The sequence below is a fragment of the Bacillus sp. JH7 genome, from assembly GCF_001563515.1.
Lineage (GTDB): Bacteria > Bacillota > Bacilli > Bacillales > Bacillaceae_G > Bacillus_A > Bacillus_A cereus.
Window position 1 is genome coordinate 67700 of the sequence record NZ_LPUS01000031.1, and the last position, 14771, is coordinate 82470.

Genomic DNA, 14771 nt, shown 5'->3' on the forward strand with positions numbered 1-14771 from the left:
TGTAATATAAGTGCAGAGTAAGCTTTTTAAGTATTTAAAAATAAATAATTGACTTTTTTCTTAAAATTCAATATGTTCATAAAAACATCTGTTTTTCATAAGTATAATTAACCCGAATCGTTTGTAATGTGGGAAGGAGACTGGAACGTTGAAAACATTAGAACTACAAGAGCGCTTAACGGAGATTTTTCAGCATTTACACGAAAACCCTGAAGTAAGTTGGAAAGAATATGAAACGACAGCGTATATTACTGACTTTTTAAAAGAAGAAGGAATTTCATATAGAACATTTGATGATTGTCCAGGTGTAATTGCTGAGATTGGAGGCGGGAATCCAGTTATTGCGATTCGTGCTGATATGGATGCACTTTGGCAAGAAGTAAATGGAGAATTTAAAGCGAACCATTCATGTGGCCATGATGCTCATATGACCATTGTAATGGGACTTATTTTACAATTGAAAAATATGAGATGGAAAAGTGGTACGGTTAGATTTATTTTTCAGCCAGCAGAAGAGAAGGGGAATGGTGCTTTGAAGATGGTGGAGAAAGGTGCGGTAGATGATGCTGATTTCTTATTTGGCGTCCATCTAAGACCAATTGAAGAACTATCTTTGAAACAAGCAGCCCCATCTATTCGTCATGGAGCAGCAGGATTTTTAGAGGGTATGATTCATGGGGAGGATGCACACGGGGCAAGACCACATCAAGGTGTGAATGCAATTGATGTCATTTCCATGATTAATATCGGTTTGAAAAATATTTGGCTGCCACCGCAAAGTTCTTATTCAGTAAAAATGACGAGATGCCAAGCTGGTGGTGATAATTTAAATATTATTCCGGGAAATGGTCATTTCAGTTTAGATGTAAGAGCAGAGAGTAATATACTATTAGAAGAATTAAAGAAAAAGATTGAGCATGTAATAGAATCAGCTGCATCGATGGGATCAAAAACTTCATACGAATGGATGGATCTTGCACCAGGAGCAGAGGTTTCCGAAGAAGCAGAGCGCTTTATGCGTAAAGGTATTCTCGAAGTGTATGGGGAAGAGAGATGCACAGGGCCTCTCTATACGACAGGAAGCGATGATTTCCATTACTATACAGTGAAAAGACCACATTTAAAAGCTGTCATGCTTGGACTAGGAGCGGACCTACAACCTGGATTACACCATCCGTATATGAGGTTTGATCATAGTTGTATTATGGATGGGGTAGAAATATTGAAACAAACTGTATTGAAAGTGTTAGAAGACAGGGGCTAGAGAGCTCCTGTTTTTTTGTCGTGAATTGTCGGCAAATCGATATATTTGAAAAACCGTTGATATATTTTGAGTTATGATAGATATATTGAGAAAATCGTTGATATATTTGAAGTTACGATAGATATATTAAGAAAATCGTTAATATAATTTCACGTACCTATTAATTTGATGAAAAATGAGCCTCCAGTACATGGTGTATAATAATAAGTACCATTTTTTAATAGGAGAAAACGAATGAACGAACAATATTACGATGCAGTTTTACATATAAAAACAGTCGGTGAGCAAAAAGGTTTTAACAAGTCTATGCATTATCATCGCTATGAACCGACACCGTATAGCGGGTTAGATGAGTTATTGAATCAATATGAAATACGAAGTAGCGACCGAATTGTAGACTTTGGGTGCGGAAAAGGGCGGTTAAACTTTTATATGCACCATAAGTGTAGTGCTTCAGCGGTTGGAATTGAAATGAATGAAGAGTTTTATAAAGAAGCGATGGATAATCTTAATCGTTATGCCCGAAAGGTAAGAAACAGTAAAGACAAAATTCGATTTGAATGCTGTTTAGCACAGGAATATGAGATTGATCCATGTGATAACCGGTTTTATTTCTTTAATCCATTTTCTGTACAAGTGTTTATGAATGTAGTAAATAACATTTTGTTTTCAGTAGAAGAAACGGGGAGAGAAGTGGATATTATTTTATATTATCCTTCTGAGGACTATATTTTCTTCTTAGAAAATCAGACTGCGTTTGAGCTGAAGAAAGAAGTAAGGTTGCCTGGGGCTTATGAGAAGAATGGGAATGAGAGGTTTTTAGTGTATAGATTGGAGTGTTAATGTATGGGTGCTTGGGGAGTAGCAATATTATCAGACGATATTGCTGAAGATATTAAGTTACTGTATAAGGATTTGTTAGCAAATGAATATTCAAATGAGGAAGCAAGTAGGATTGTAATTGAGGAATACAAGAATGAATTAGATGATGAAGAGACTATTGTTTTTTGGTTGGTATTTTCTTCTATACAATGGAAGTTAGGGAGACTCCAAGAGAATGTTAAGCAAAAAGCATTGCAAATAATAGAGAGTGGTGCAGATTTAGCCCGCTGGGAAGAAGAACCTAAATTACAGAAGAAACGTGAAGCAGTTTTAAATAAACTAAGAGAACAGTTGCATTCTCCGCAGCCAGAAGCTAAAAAAGTGCCGAAGAGATTTATAGCTAATACTTCTTTAAAAGCAGGTGATGCTGTTAGTTATGAATTAGTATCAGGGAGTTATATTATTCTTAAAGTCATTGAGATTATTGAGGAATGGCACGGAGATCGGTATCCTCTATTTGAAATATGTGACTGGGAAGGCAAAGAAGTTCTTTCAAAGGAACAAATTGACCAATTCGGTTTAAAGAAAAGGATTTATGAAGATGGAAAGCAAGAAATGATGAAACTTGCTATTTATCCTTCAGGTAAAAGAGATAATCCAACTAAGAGAATGCAAGTAGTAGCAGAAAATGTAAAAGTAGTATTGAATGTAGGAACACCTTATACAGTAATGAGTTGGAAGGAACTTGATAACTATTTACATGAAATATAATAAAAAAGACGCGCTACCAATAGGTAGCGCGTCTTTTTTTATTAGTTACGGATTAAGTAATCAAATGCACCTAAAGCTGCGTTTGCACCTGAACCCATAGAGATGATGATTTGTTTGTACGGATTATTTGTACAGTCACCTGCAGCAAACACTCCTGGTACGTTTGTAGCGCCGTGCTTGTCTGTTACGATTTCACCGCGAACGCGTTCAACTGTTTCGCCTAACCAGTCTGTGTTTGGCACAAGACCGATTTGTACGAATACACCTTGTAATTCAACGTGATGAACTTCTTCAGTTTCACGATCGATGTAAGAAATACCGTTTACTTTATCAGTACCAGTGATTTCTTTCGTTTGAACGTTTTTCAGAACAGTTACGTTTGGTAAGCTGTTAAGACGCTCTTGTAATACAGCATCAGCTTTTAATTCTGGCATGAATTCAAGAACAGTTACGTGCTTAACAATACCTGCTAAGTCGATAGCTGCTTCAATACCAGAGTTACCTCCGCCGATAACTGCTACGTCTTTTCCAGTGAATAATGGACCGTCACAGTGTGGGCAATATGCTACACCTTTATTTTTGAACTCAGCTTCACCTGGTACGCCAACATTACGCCAGCGAGCACCTGTAGAAACGATTACGCTCTTACTTTTCAGAATAGCGCCGTTTTCAAGTTCCACTTCAATAAGTTCTTTTTTCTCTAAACGTTTCGCACGTTGTAGATTCATTACATCGATGTCGTATTCTTTTACGTGCTCTTCAAGGCTTGCTACTAGCTTAGGACCTTCAGTCTTTTTTACGCTGATGAAGTTCTCAATGCCCATAGTATCCATTACTTGACCACCGAAGCGCTCAGCAACGATACCAGTGCGGATGCCTTTACGTGCTGCGTAAATTGCTGCACTTGCACCAGCAGGGCCCCCACCAACAACAAGAACATCGTATGGATCTTTATCAGAAAGCTCTGATGCATCTGGACCGTTACCCATTTTAGCTAAAATTTCTTCAAGTGTCATACGACCGCTTCCGAAAGATTCGCCGTTTAGGTAAACAGTTGGTACTGCCATGATGTCTTTGCTTTCTACTTCCTCTTTGAATGCAGCGCCATCAATCATAGTATGTGTAATACCAGAGTTAAGAACGCTCATTACGTTAAGAGCTTGTACAACATCAGGACAGTTATGACAACTTAGGCTGATATAAGATTCAAAATGATATTCGCCTTGAATGTTTTTAATTTGATCGATTAATTTTTGTTCAACTTTTGGAGCGCGTCCACTTACTTGTAGTAAAGCTAACACTAATGATGTAAATTCGTGTCCTAATGGAATACCAGCGAATACGACACCAGTGTCTTCACCAGGGCGGTTTACGCTAAAGCTTGGTGTTCTCTCTAATTCAACTTTTTCTACTGTAATCTTAGATGACATAGTAGCTAATTCGTCTACTAGAGCTAACATATCTTTAGATACGTTATCGTCTCCTGCGCTTACCTTAAGTAAAATATCGTTCTCCATTAATTGAAGGTATTGGGATAGTTGTGTTTTTATATCTGCATCTAGTATCATTTTGATCGAACTCCTTAGATTTTGCCTACAAGGTCAAGGCTTGGTTTAAGTGTTGCAGAACCCTCTTGCCATTTAGCTGGGCAAACTTCACCTGGGTTGTTACGTACGTATTGAGCAGCTTTAATTTTGTTAACAAGAATGCTTGCGTCACGGCCGATACCGTCAGCATTGATTTCCATAGATTGGATAACGCCGTCTGGATCGATGATGAATGTACCACGAGCAGCAAGACCTTCTTCTTCCATTAAAACGTTGAAGTTTGTAGTGATTGTGCGAGTTGGGTCACCAATCATGATGTACTCGATTTTGCCGATAGTTTCTGAGCTATCATGCCATGCTTTGTGAGTGAAGTGAGTGTCTGTAGATACAGAGTATACTTCAACGCCTAAGTCTTTTAGAGTTGCGTATTGGTTTTGTAAGTCTTCAAGTTCAGTTGGGCAAACGAATGTGAAGTCAGCTGGGTAGAAACAAACTACACTCCATTTTCCTTTTAAACTTTCGTCAGTAACTTGGATAAATTCTCCATTATGGTAAGCATTAGCTTTAAACGGTTTTACTTCTGTGCCGATTAATAACATATTAAAATTCCTCCTAAATGTTGGTTTTGAGCATCAAAAAATAGTGTGCTCATAAAATATATTTTTTAATTAACTATAATAATTCTAATTCGATATTAATTATCATATAGAAGTGGTTATTTTGTCAAGAGAATAAACCAACTTTATACCGATTTAATTAATATTTATTCTCAATTAAGGCTAACAGGGAATGGAAAGGTAACTTTAAGTTTATAAATTTTCAATGATTGTTTGAAAGAGTAGTGTGTATGTTAGAGATATGGTGTAAGTGTAAATTCTTAGGAAGGAAATATTTCTTAGAAGTTATATATTTGAAAAGGAACTGCTTATTTCTATTTTACAAAGAATTGTGCGATAAATAAAATAAAATGAATCGAAATCTTTTTGAACAATTTTTGTCATCTCAAATATATAATTAGGAAGTATATTACGCTGATAGTTAGAAATATTGACTCAAAGTGCTAACGAGATATAATAAAACCTAGATATACCTTTCAAAAAGAAGAATACATATTTATAGGATGAAAAAATTCAACCTATTATTTTTTATAGCTTTTAGAAAACGCTTACAATTGGTGTGGAGGGGAAACCATGTCTAAGTTCACAAAGTATTTTTTAATGGAAGCTAAAGATGTGATTGCATATGTGAAAGAGAAATTATCTAAGTTTGAACATGCAAAGGGGCTAAAGTGTAAAGAAATAGGTGATGGCAATTTAAATTATGTGTTCCGCGTTTGGGATGAAAAAGAGAACATCTCTGTCATCGTAAAGCAAGCTGGGGATACAGCTCGCATTTCAGATGAGTTTAAGTTGTCGACGAATCGTATTCGCATAGAATCAGATGTTTTGCAGTTAGAGGATGAGTTAGCACCTGGACTTGTTCCTAAGGTGTATTTATTTGATAGTGTGATGAACTGTTGCGTAATGGAAGATTTATCGGATCACACAATATTACGTACAGCACTTATAAATCATCAAATATTTCCGCAGCTTGCTGACGACTTAACTACTTTTATGGTAAATACACTTTTATTAACATCTGATGTTGTAATGAATCATAAAGAGAAGAAGGAACTTGTGAAGAATTATATAAATCCTGAATTATGTGAGATTACAGAGGACCTCGTATATTCAGAACCATTTACAAATCATAATAAGCGTAATGAGTTATTTCCTTTAAATGAGGGATGGATTAGGGAGCATATTTATAGTGATAAAGAGCTTCGTATGGAAGTAGCGAAACGTAAATTTTCTTTTATGACGAATGCACAGGCATTGCTTCATGGTGATTTACATACTGGTTCTGTTTTTGTAAGAGATGATTCTACAAAGGTTATTGATCCTGAGTTTGCTTTTTATGGACCTATGGGATATGACGTTGGGAATGTAATGGCGAATTTAATGTTTGCTTGGGTGAATGCAGATGCAACGATGCCACCTGGAGCTGAGAAAGATACGTATATGGATTGGTTACAAACTACGATGGTAGAGGTAATTGATTTATTTAAGAAGAAGTTTTTAGATGGTTGGGATATTCATGTGACCGAGATTATGGCGAAGGAAGAAGGCTTTAACGAAGTATATTTACAATCTGTATTAGAGGATACAGCTGCAGTGACAGGTCTTGAATTAATCCGCCGTATTGTTGGATTAGCGAAAGTAAAAGATATTACTTGTATTGAGAATGAGGAAGCACGTGCTAGAGCGGAGCGAATTTGTCTTAAAGTAGCGAAGAGTTTTATTTTACGAGCGAATCAATATAGAACAGGTACAAGTTTTGTAGAAACGTTAAAAGAACAGTCAATGCACTACGCGGAGTAAGGGGAGAATATGATGGAAGAGCAATTAATACCAATTCAGTGGAAAGATGATACTTTAGTTTTGTTAGATCAAACGTTATTACCGAATGAAATTGTCTATGAATCATTTAAAACAGCTGAAAGTGTGTGGGATGCCATTCAAGTAATGAAAGTACGAGGTGCACCAGCGATTGGTGTTTCAGCAGCTTATGGAGTGTATTTAGGGGTAAAGGAATTTGCTGAAAGTACGGAAGAAGGATTTATGGATGAAGTAAGAAAGGTATGTACATACTTGGAGACATCAAGACCGACTGCAGTAAATTTATTTTGGGCACTTGAAAGAATGGAAAGTGTAGCGGCAGATAATATTCATTTATCAATCTCACAGTTGAAAGATAGATTACTAGAAGAGGCAAAAGAAATTCATAGAGAAGATGAAGAAATTAACCGTCAAATTGGAGAACATGCATTAACATTATTCCATGATGGAATGGGAGTATTAACACATTGTAATGCTGGTGCGTTAGCGACGACTAAGTATGGTACTGCGACGGCTCCAATGTACTTAGCAAAAGAAAAAGGATGGGACTTAAAAATCTTTTCGGATGAAACACGTCCAAGATTACAAGGGTCAACGTTAACGGCATTAGAACTACAGCGAGCGGGAATTGATGTTACTGTCATTACGGATAATATGGCAGCTATGGTCATGTCACAAGGGAAGATTGACGCTGTAATTGTTGGATGCGACCGTGTGGCAGCGAACGGTGATATAGCAAATAAAATTGGAACATTAGGCGTATCTATTTTAGCGAAATACTACAACATTCCGTTTTATGTAGCAGCGCCAACGCCGACAATCGACTTGAAAACACCGACAGGAAAAGAAATTCCCATCGAGGAAAGAGATGCTTTTGAAGTGATTAATCGCTTCGGACAATATTCTGCTCCGAAAGAAAGTAAAGTATATAATCCAGCATTTGATGTTACTCCACATGAAAATGTAACAGCGATTATTACAGAAAAAGGGATTGTAAAGGCACCGTTTACGGAGAATTTAAAAAAGCTATTTCAATAAATAGATAAATATAAAAGTCAGTCATCGTAAGCTTCATACTTAGGGGGATGTATATGTTATTACAAAAAGAAAGAGAAGAAATTGTAGCGTATGGAAAGAAAATGATTTCTAGTGGTTTAACAAAGGGAACGGGCGGTAATATTAGTATCTTTAATCGTGAACAAGGTCTTGTTGCGATTAGCCCAAGTGGTTTAGAGTATTATGAAACAAAGCCTGAAGATGTGGTTATATTAAACTTAGATGGTGAAGTAGTAGAAGGAGAGAGAAAACCATCAAGTGAATTAGATATGCACCTTATTTACTATAGGAAGCGTGAAGATATAAATGCGCTTGTGCATACACATTCTCCTTACGCGAAGACGATTGCGTCATTAGGATGGGAGCTTCCGGCTGTGTCATATTTAATTGCTTTTGCAGGTCCGAATGTGCGCTGTGCACCGTATGAAACATTTGGTACGAAGCAATTAGCAGAGGCTGCTTTTGAAGGCATGATTGATCGCCGTGCTGTTTTACTTGCGAATCACGGTTTAATTGCAGGTGCAAATAATATAAAAATGGCATTTACTGTTGCGGAAGAAATTGAGTTTTGTGCACAAATTTATTATCAAACGAAAAGCGTCGGAGAACCGAAGTTATTGCCAGAAGATGAGATGGAGAATTTGGCGAAGAAGTTTGAAGGATATGGGCAGCAGTAGAATGAAACAAAGACACCCTCAAGAAAAAATCTTGAGGGTGTCTTTTAAGCTTTTTTAAGCAACAAATACATAAAGTAAGGAGCCCCAATTAAAGCAACGACAATACCTGCTGGGATGCCATTAGGATCAACGATATTTCTTCCAATTGTATCTGCTAATAATAATAGCCATCCGCCGATTAAAAGGGCGATAGGCATGAAGATTTGATGTCTTGGACCTACTAAAGATTTCGCGATATGAGGAGCCATTAATCCGATAAAGCTAATTCCTCCTGTTACGGAAACAGCTGCAGCTGCAAGTGCAACGGCTGCAACTAATAAGTATCTGCGTTCTTTTTCAATTTCAATTCCAACGCCGATTGCGACTGGTTCGTTTAATGCTAAAATGTTTAATCGATTTGCTTTATAGAAAATAAATGGAATGAATACGATTAACCATGGGAGCATTGCTAAAACAAAGATCCAGTCATCTCCCCAAATATTTCCGGCAATCCATTTTGAAATAAAGTCTACTTTCATACGATCTGCGGATGAGATAAGGACAATCATCGTTCCAGATAGTGCAAATGCAAAACCGATACCGGTTAATGTTAATCGGATTGGCTGAAGTCCAGTTGATTTACTATATGAAAATACGTAAATTAGAACAGCTGTCAGAAATGCTCCGATAAATCCAACTACAGGTAGTAAGTAGAGAAATGAACCTACATCTATTGGAAAGTATAAAAAGAAAATAGCGACAGCAACACCGGCCCCAGAGTTAATACCAAGAATACCAGGTTCAGCTAAATCATTTCGGGTAATTCCTTGCAGAATAGCCCCTGATAAAGCAAGAGCCATACCAGCTAATAATGTAATGACAATTCTAGGTAGCCTTAAAGAGTATAAAACGAAATCCTCTTTAAAAGTCCCTTGCCCCATTAATGTTGGGAGTAGTCGATCATAAGATAAAGATGCTGAACCAAGTCCCATTCCAACTACAATGGTTATGATGATTACTATAAGTAAAGCGAGTATAATGAGACGCTGTTTTCTTAAAATAGATTGCATCATGAGAATGTTTTTCCTCCTTTACGTACAATGAATAGGAAGAATGGTAACCCTACAATCGCGACAATTGCTGCAACTGGTGTTTCGTATGGAGCGTTAATAGTACGTCCGATTGTATCTGCAAGTAGCATAAAGGAAGCTCCAGCAATTGCTGACATCGGTATAACAAATCGGTAATCTGGACCGACAATTGGGCGTACCATGTGAGGTACCATTAAGCCGATAAATGCCATATTTCCAACAAGCGCTACAGATGCACCTGCAAGTAAGATAATAATGATAAATAAAATAGTTTTAATAACAATAATTTTTTGACCTAGTCCAATAGCCACTTCCTCACTGAAACTAAGAACTGTCAATTTTTTTGCTAGTAAGATAGCGATAAAGATACTAATTGAAATGACTGGAATAATAATTTTTAATTGGTTCCAAGTTGTTCCAATTACGCCACCAGCAGTCCAAAGTGATACATCTTGTGAAATTTTAAAGTAAATGCCGATTCCTTCTGAAATTGCGAGTAGAAATGCTGAAACTGCAGCGCCCGCTAATACAATTCGAAGAGGAGAAAGGCCGCCTTTTTTCACCATACCAATTCCAAATACCATAATTGCGCCAATTGCAGCACCGATAAAGCAAGCTAATGTTAAGTAAAGATAGCTGATGGAAGGGTTGAAAGCAAGTGTCAGTGCAAGCGCAGCATTTGCTCCACCAGATAGTCCTAATAATCCAGGATCCGCAAGTGGATTTCGTGTTAATCCTTGCATAATTGCTCCAGAAACAGCAAGTCCAGCTCCTACAAAAATAGCAGCAACTTCACGTGGTAAACGTATTTCTCGAATAATAGATATTTTGTCTCCTTTAGCGGAGGAAGTGAGTGCTGACCATACATCTTTTATCGAAGTATCTGCAGCACCTAATACCATTGCAACCATAAAAATAAGAAAGAATGCAATTAAGCTTAAAATAAGTTTGTATGTAAAAGCTATAGAACGTGGATTGTCATGATCTTTTGTCATTCGTTTCACATCTTTTCTGTTCATAGAATAAAGGAAGAGGAATTCTTAAATTAAGAATTCCTCATGTTTGTATTATTTACCAAGAAAGCTCTTCTTGAAGAAGTCTAGTTGGAAATCTAATGTAAGTGGATCATTGAAATAGAATTCCATCATGTTTGCTTCATATACGCGATTATTTTTTACTGCTGGGATGTTTTTATATGATTCTGTCTCTTGGAATGAGTTATCAGTATCTTTATTTTTACTTACGATTAAGTAATCACCAGCAAATTCAGGTAATACCTCAGTAGATAATGCGTAGTAACCTTCTTTTAATGCTTTTTCTTTTACTTTTTCAGGCATTTTTAATTTCATTTCTTGGTACAGAATTTCTGTTCCGCGGCCCCAGTTCTCGCCGTATACATAAAGCTGTTTGTTGAAGTTTTCTACAACAGAAACTGTAGCATCTTCACCGATTTTTGCTTTAATTTCTTTACCAGCTTCTTGTGCACGTTTCTTGAAGTCATCAACCCAAGTTTTTGCTTCTTTTTCTTTGTTTAATAATTTACCGATTTCTAAATGCTGTGTTAAGTAATCAACTTTTCCGTAAGTGTATGTTACAGTAGGCGCGATTTTCTTTAACTTATCGACATTTTTAATATTTGATAAACCGATGATTAAATCTGGATTTAGTTCAGCGATTTTTTCAACATTTTCATCTGATACTTCAGCAACATCTTTAAGTTTGCTATCAAAACGTGGGTTTTGTTTAGACCATGAATCTACCCCAACAAGATTTACTCCTAATGACATTACGTTACCAGCGAATGATGATAATACAACAACGCGTTTTGGATTTGCAGGAACCTCTACTTTTTTACCATCTTCAGATTGGTATGTAATTGTTTCTGATTTGCTACCTTTTGCATCGTCCTTTTTGTCTGTAGAGCTATTGCTACAAGCACTCATAACAAGAACGAAAAGAACTGTTAGTGAAATAAATAACTTTTTCATCGTCTTTCTCCTTTAACATAGATGATATGTGTATACAATAATTTGTTTAACTGTAATCTTTTTGAAATAGTAGTGGTAATGCAAAATAATTTATTAAAAATCTTGAATATGAGATTTTATAATATAGTAATAACCATATTAATGAAAGAAGATGTAATCTCAAATTTGCTAATTATTAACAAAATGATAATGATTATCACTATTGATTCTTTAAATAATATAATTTTATATAGGTGTATTGTCAATAGTAATTTTGATTGTAAATTTTGCGGAAACAGGTTATATTTTATTGAGAATGATAATCAATGATTAATAGCTGAGGAGTGAGCACGAATGAATCGAGAAGAATTGTTTGATGTAACCGTGATAGGCGGAGGACCTGCAGGGCTTTATTCAGCTTTTTATAGTGGACTCAGAGAAATGAAAACGAAAATAATAGAATTTCAACCACATTTAGGTGGAAAAATACATGTGTATCCGGAAAAGATGATTTGGGATGTAGGAGGACTATTACCAGTTACAGGTGATAAGTTAATTGAACAACTTGTACAGCAAGGGTTAACATTTAAGCCAGAAGTTGTATTAGATACAAAAGTAGAATCGATTATTCGTAATCAAGATGGTACTTTTACATTAAAAACAAGTACTGGCGAAGAACACTTTTCAAAAACAGTTATCGTCGCAACAGGAAGTGGTATATTGAAACCGCAAAAGTTATCTATTGAAGGTGCTGAGCGATTTGAAGTATCGAATTTAAATTATACAGTTAAATCTTTAAAGCGTTTCAAAGGTAAAACAGTTATTATTTCCGGTGGAGGCAATTCTGCTGTTGATTGGGCAAATGAATTGGAACCAATTGCGAAAAAAGTGTATGTAACGTATAGAAAAGAAGAATTATCTGGTCATGAAGCACAAGTAAAACAACTTATGAACAGCTCGGCGGAGTGTTTCTTTAATACATCGATTACAAAATTAATTGCTGGTGATAATCATGAAGCAATCGAATATGTAGAATTAACAAATCATGAAACAGGTGAGGTTTCTCATTTACCTATTGATGAAGTTATTATTAATCATGGATATGAACGCGACATTACATTATTAGAAAATAGTGAGTTAGACGTTGCAATTATAGATAATTATTATATTGCAGGTAATGCAAATAGTGAGTCTTCAGTAGATGGATTATATGCTGCTGGAGATATTTTAAAGCACGAAGGGAAACTACACTTAATTGCAGGTGCATTCCAAGATGCGGGAAATGCTGTGAATAAAGCAAAACAATTTATCCAACCAGATGCAAGTGAGTATGGAATGGTTTCTTCTCATAATGAAGTATTTAAGAAGAGAAATCGCGAACTGATTAAGCAGATGATGAAATAATAAGGAACAAGTATACCCCCACGTATTTCTCTATTCAAATGGATGAGAGATGTACGTGGGGGTTCTCCTGTTTACTATATTTTCTATCATTATAATGACACCGGTTTCATCAGTTCATATGATATGAACATTTTATTGGTAAAGCATCCTAGAAAACAATTTAGCTATGTTTTGCTTACGCAGAACATGGCTAAATTACGCTGTCCCTTTAGCGCGTTCATTAGGAAATGGCATATTTAGTATAGAAGCAATATACTGTTTTCCATGCATTCGAGCTAATGATTCTAATATTTGGCGAACACGTTTTGTAAGATGACCTTGTTTTTTGATGGCTTCACAATATGCGTCATAGAAGGCATATTTAGCCCAAAGGAAATCATCTTGTTGGAATAAGAAATGATTTTTGTACCATTCACCAATTGTATGATAACAATTGTTTTCATGTATTGCTGTGCTTTGAGAAAGAAAACGATCAGATAAAGATACATTCAAATGAGAAATTGTGTTTTCTGTTTCAACTTGTAGTGTTTTTTCTAACATTGTAATGATGTGACGAGTAGCCATATGTTAACTCTCCTTTGTGTAAATGGGTAATACCATTCTATATTTAAAAAATTCTTACTATATAATACTATACAATATATGGAATGCATCTACCTGCTTTTTGAACTGCATTTACAAAATCTTTTTTATTTGTTTACAAAAATAAAGTAAGATACAGTATAGATGAAAAAATAATAAAGGAATGAACGCATTGTATATAACAGTAGAAGAGACTGCGGAGTATTTGAATTTACCAAAATCGTATATTGAAGAGTTAATTCAACAAAAGAAAATTCGTGCGCTATTCGATGGAGAGCAATATTTAGTAAATAAAGAACAATTTAATACACATTTAGAACAAATGGAGAAATATAAGCAATTAGTGGAAGAAATATTGAACGAACCAATTCCAGAAGATATGGATGTTAAAGACGAAGATTAAACTATGGAAAATCCCTTATGAAGATATGCAGAAATGTATATTCATAAGGGATTTTTTGTTTGAAGATATCAAAAACATAAGGAGTTCTTAGCCTTTCTTCAAATTTTGATAGGTAGTAGTCTACCATGTTAAAAGCATATTTTTTTCTAGCTAGGACAAACATAGAGAACGTAACCTGTACAGATACATATACTATCAGTGCAAAAGCTTATAAATTAATGGAAGGGGTTTTCTCGTGAGTTTATTTCATTGTGATTTTCTGAAAGACTTAATTGGATCTTTTGTGAGAGTAAACAGGGGTGGTCCAGAATCTCAAAAAGGGACAATAGTCGCTGTATGTTCGGATTACTTTGTATTAAAGAATGAAAAAGGAGAGCTCTATTACTATCAGATTCGTCATCTGAAAAGTATTACAAAAAATGCGAAAGATTGTAAAGCAGATGATTGCAGATGGTTGGAATGTGAATGTGAAGATGACTTTGAAAAGTTACTTCAAAGCTTCAAATATTGCTGGGTGAAAATTAATCGTGGTGGCCCAGAGAAAGTTGAAGGTATTTTACAAGATGTTTCTTGTGAATTTGTGACACTAATTGTAAAAGAAGAAGTTATATTAGTTGCAGTATCTCATATTAAGAGTGTAACAGTACCTTGTAGAGAGAGCGAAGAAAGCGAAAGTGAAAGCGAAAGCGAAAGTGAAAATAATAATTCAGGTCGAGCTCGCGCACAAAGACAGTCAAGAAGAGGAAGATAATAAGAAAGGAGGATATAAA

General features: G+C 35.7%; 15 protein-coding genes. 9 read left to right on the forward strand and 6 right to left on the reverse strand.

Annotated features, from left to right (window positions below):
- Window positions 1-148: 148 nt before the first annotated feature.
- The 3 genes from AU379_RS25265 to AU379_RS25275 all read left to right on the forward strand — a co-directional run bounded on the left by AU379_RS25265 (window position 149) and on the right by AU379_RS25275 (window position 2857).
- Window positions 149-1264, forward strand: coding sequence for a M20 peptidase aminoacylase family protein (locus tag AU379_RS25265; RefSeq protein WP_000853516.1), 1116 nt, complete (start codon window positions 149-151; stop codon window positions 1262-1264).
- Window positions 1265-1498: 234 nt separating this feature from the next.
- Window positions 1499-2107, forward strand: a complete 609-nt coding sequence (locus tag AU379_RS25270; RefSeq protein WP_057528186.1) for a methyltransferase — start codon at window positions 1499-1501, stop codon at window positions 2105-2107.
- A gap of 3 nt (window positions 2108-2110) precedes the next feature.
- A complete protein-coding gene (locus AU379_RS25275; protein ID WP_057526789.1) occupies window positions 2111-2857 on the forward strand; it encodes a hypothetical protein in 747 nt (248 codons plus the stop codon).
- A 41-nt stretch (window positions 2858-2898) separates the two neighbouring features.
- Here AU379_RS25275 and ahpF read toward each other — a convergent pair whose 3' ends face one another.
- Both ahpF and ahpC read right to left on the reverse strand, forming a co-directional pair.
- Window positions 2899-4425: an alkyl hydroperoxide reductase subunit F gene (gene ahpF / locus AU379_RS25280; RefSeq protein ID WP_050964617.1), complete on the reverse strand. Its 1527-nt coding sequence runs from the start codon at window positions 4423-4425 to the stop codon at window positions 2899-2901.
- A gap of 14 nt (window positions 4426-4439) precedes the next feature.
- Window positions 4440-5003 (reverse strand): alkyl hydroperoxide reductase subunit C, encoded by a 564-nt coding sequence (gene ahpC / locus AU379_RS25285; RefSeq protein ID WP_000924420.1) that lies wholly within the window; start codon window positions 5001-5003, stop codon window positions 4440-4442.
- Between the two features lie 591 nt (window positions 5004-5594).
- Between ahpC and mtnK the strand changes: the two genes are divergently transcribed.
- From mtnK to AU379_RS25300, 3 genes are read left to right on the forward strand one after another with little or no spacing between them, the layout of a single operon-like run.
- Complete coding sequence (gene mtnK / locus AU379_RS25290; protein ID WP_044584083.1) at window positions 5595-6824, forward strand: S-methyl-5-thioribose kinase; 1230 nt, start codon at window positions 5595-5597, stop codon at window positions 6822-6824.
- Between the two features lie 9 nt (window positions 6825-6833).
- Window positions 6834-7880, forward strand: a complete 1047-nt coding sequence (gene mtnA, locus AU379_RS25295) for an S-methyl-5-thioribose-1-phosphate isomerase (RefSeq protein ID WP_069605445.1) — start codon at window positions 6834-6836, stop codon at window positions 7878-7880.
- Between the two features lie 53 nt (window positions 7881-7933).
- Window positions 7934-8575, forward strand: a complete 642-nt coding sequence (locus tag AU379_RS25300; protein ID WP_000926558.1) for an L-fuculose-phosphate aldolase — start codon at window positions 7934-7936, stop codon at window positions 8573-8575.
- Window positions 8576-8619: 44 nt separating this feature from the next.
- Here AU379_RS25300 and AU379_RS25305 read toward each other — a convergent pair whose 3' ends face one another.
- From AU379_RS25305 to AU379_RS25315, 3 genes are read right to left on the reverse strand one after another with little or no spacing between them, the layout of a single operon-like run.
- Complete coding sequence (locus AU379_RS25305) at window positions 8620-9627, reverse strand: iron ABC transporter permease (protein ID WP_048567392.1); 1008 nt, start codon at window positions 9625-9627, stop codon at window positions 8620-8622.
- Window positions 9624-10664 (reverse strand): iron ABC transporter permease, encoded by a 1041-nt coding sequence (locus AU379_RS25310; RefSeq protein ID WP_001998969.1) that lies wholly within the window; start codon window positions 10662-10664, stop codon window positions 9624-9626. Before AU379_RS25310 ends, AU379_RS25305 begins: the two co-directional genes overlap by 4 nt.
- A 48-nt stretch (window positions 10665-10712) precedes the next feature.
- The gene (locus AU379_RS25315) at window positions 10713-11633 is read right to left on the reverse strand and encodes an iron-hydroxamate ABC transporter substrate-binding protein (protein WP_000732591.1); all 921 of its coding nucleotides are present in this window, start codon (window positions 11631-11633) and stop codon (window positions 10713-10715) included.
- Between the two features lie 333 nt (window positions 11634-11966).
- Here AU379_RS25315 and AU379_RS25320 point away from each other — a divergent pair, with 333 nt between their 5' ends.
- A complete protein-coding gene (locus AU379_RS25320) occupies window positions 11967-13016 on the forward strand; it encodes an NAD(P)/FAD-dependent oxidoreductase (RefSeq protein ID WP_001078268.1) in 1050 nt (349 codons plus the stop codon).
- A gap of 195 nt (window positions 13017-13211) precedes the next feature.
- On the opposite strand, the gene AU379_RS25325 is transcribed toward AU379_RS25320, so the two are convergent.
- Window positions 13212-13580, reverse strand: coding sequence for a hypothetical protein (locus AU379_RS25325; protein WP_000235475.1), 369 nt, complete (start codon window positions 13578-13580; stop codon window positions 13212-13214).
- A 181-nt stretch (window positions 13581-13761) separates the two neighbouring features.
- Here AU379_RS25325 and AU379_RS25330 point away from each other — a divergent pair, with 181 nt between their 5' ends.
- Both AU379_RS25330 and AU379_RS25335 read left to right on the forward strand, forming a co-directional pair.
- Window positions 13762-14001 carry a helix-turn-helix domain-containing protein gene (locus AU379_RS25330; RefSeq protein WP_001998970.1) on the forward strand — a complete coding sequence of 80 codons (240 nt, stop codon included), beginning with the start codon at window positions 13762-13764 and terminating at the stop codon, window positions 13999-14001.
- Between the two features lie 235 nt (window positions 14002-14236).
- The gene (locus AU379_RS25335; protein ID WP_061140010.1) at window positions 14237-14752 is read left to right on the forward strand and encodes a hypothetical protein; all 516 of its coding nucleotides are present in this window, start codon (window positions 14237-14239) and stop codon (window positions 14750-14752) included.
- The last annotated feature ends 19 nt before the right edge of the window (window positions 14753-14771 follow it).

What these genes read in the sequence shown, in the direction of transcription:
- AU379_RS25325 (WP_000235475.1), bottom strand. Translation starts at nt 13,580, where the DNA reads ATGGCTACTCGTCACATCATTACAATGTTAGAAAAAACACTACAAGTT.
- AU379_RS25330 (WP_001998970.1), top strand. Translation starts at nt 13,762, where the DNA reads ATGAACGCATTGTATATAACAGTAGAAGAGACTGCGGAGTATTTGAAT.
- mtnK (WP_044584083.1), top strand. Translation starts at nt 5,595, where the DNA reads ATGTCTAAGTTCACAAAGTATTTTTTAATGGAAGCTAAAGATGTGATT.
- AU379_RS25270 (WP_057528186.1), top strand. Translation starts at nt 1,499, where the DNA reads ATGAACGAACAATATTACGATGCAGTTTTACATATAAAAACAGTCGGT.
- mtnA (WP_069605445.1), top strand. Translation starts at nt 6,834, where the DNA reads ATGATGGAAGAGCAATTAATACCAATTCAGTGGAAAGATGATACTTTA.
- ahpF (WP_050964617.1), bottom strand. Translation starts at nt 4,425, where the DNA reads ATGATACTAGATGCAGATATAAAAACACAACTATCCCAATACCTTCAA.
- AU379_RS25300 (WP_000926558.1), top strand. Translation starts at nt 7,934, where the DNA reads ATGTTATTACAAAAAGAAAGAGAAGAAATTGTAGCGTATGGAAAGAAA.
- AU379_RS25315 (WP_000732591.1), bottom strand. Translation starts at nt 11,633, where the DNA reads ATGAAAAAGTTATTTATTTCACTAACAGTTCTTTTCGTTCTTGTTATG.
- AU379_RS25305 (WP_048567392.1), bottom strand. Translation starts at nt 9,627, where the DNA reads ATGATGCAATCTATTTTAAGAAAACAGCGTCTCATTATACTCGCTTTA.
- ahpC (WP_000924420.1), bottom strand. Translation starts at nt 5,003, where the DNA reads ATGTTATTAATCGGCACAGAAGTAAAACCGTTTAAAGCTAATGCTTAC.
- AU379_RS25320 (WP_001078268.1), top strand. Translation starts at nt 11,967, where the DNA reads ATGAATCGAGAAGAATTGTTTGATGTAACCGTGATAGGCGGAGGACCT.
- AU379_RS25275 (WP_057526789.1), top strand. Translation starts at nt 2,111, where the DNA reads ATGGGTGCTTGGGGAGTAGCAATATTATCAGACGATATTGCTGAAGAT.
- AU379_RS25310 (WP_001998969.1), bottom strand. Translation starts at nt 10,664, where the DNA reads ATGAACAGAAAAGATGTGAAACGAATGACAAAAGATCATGACAATCCA.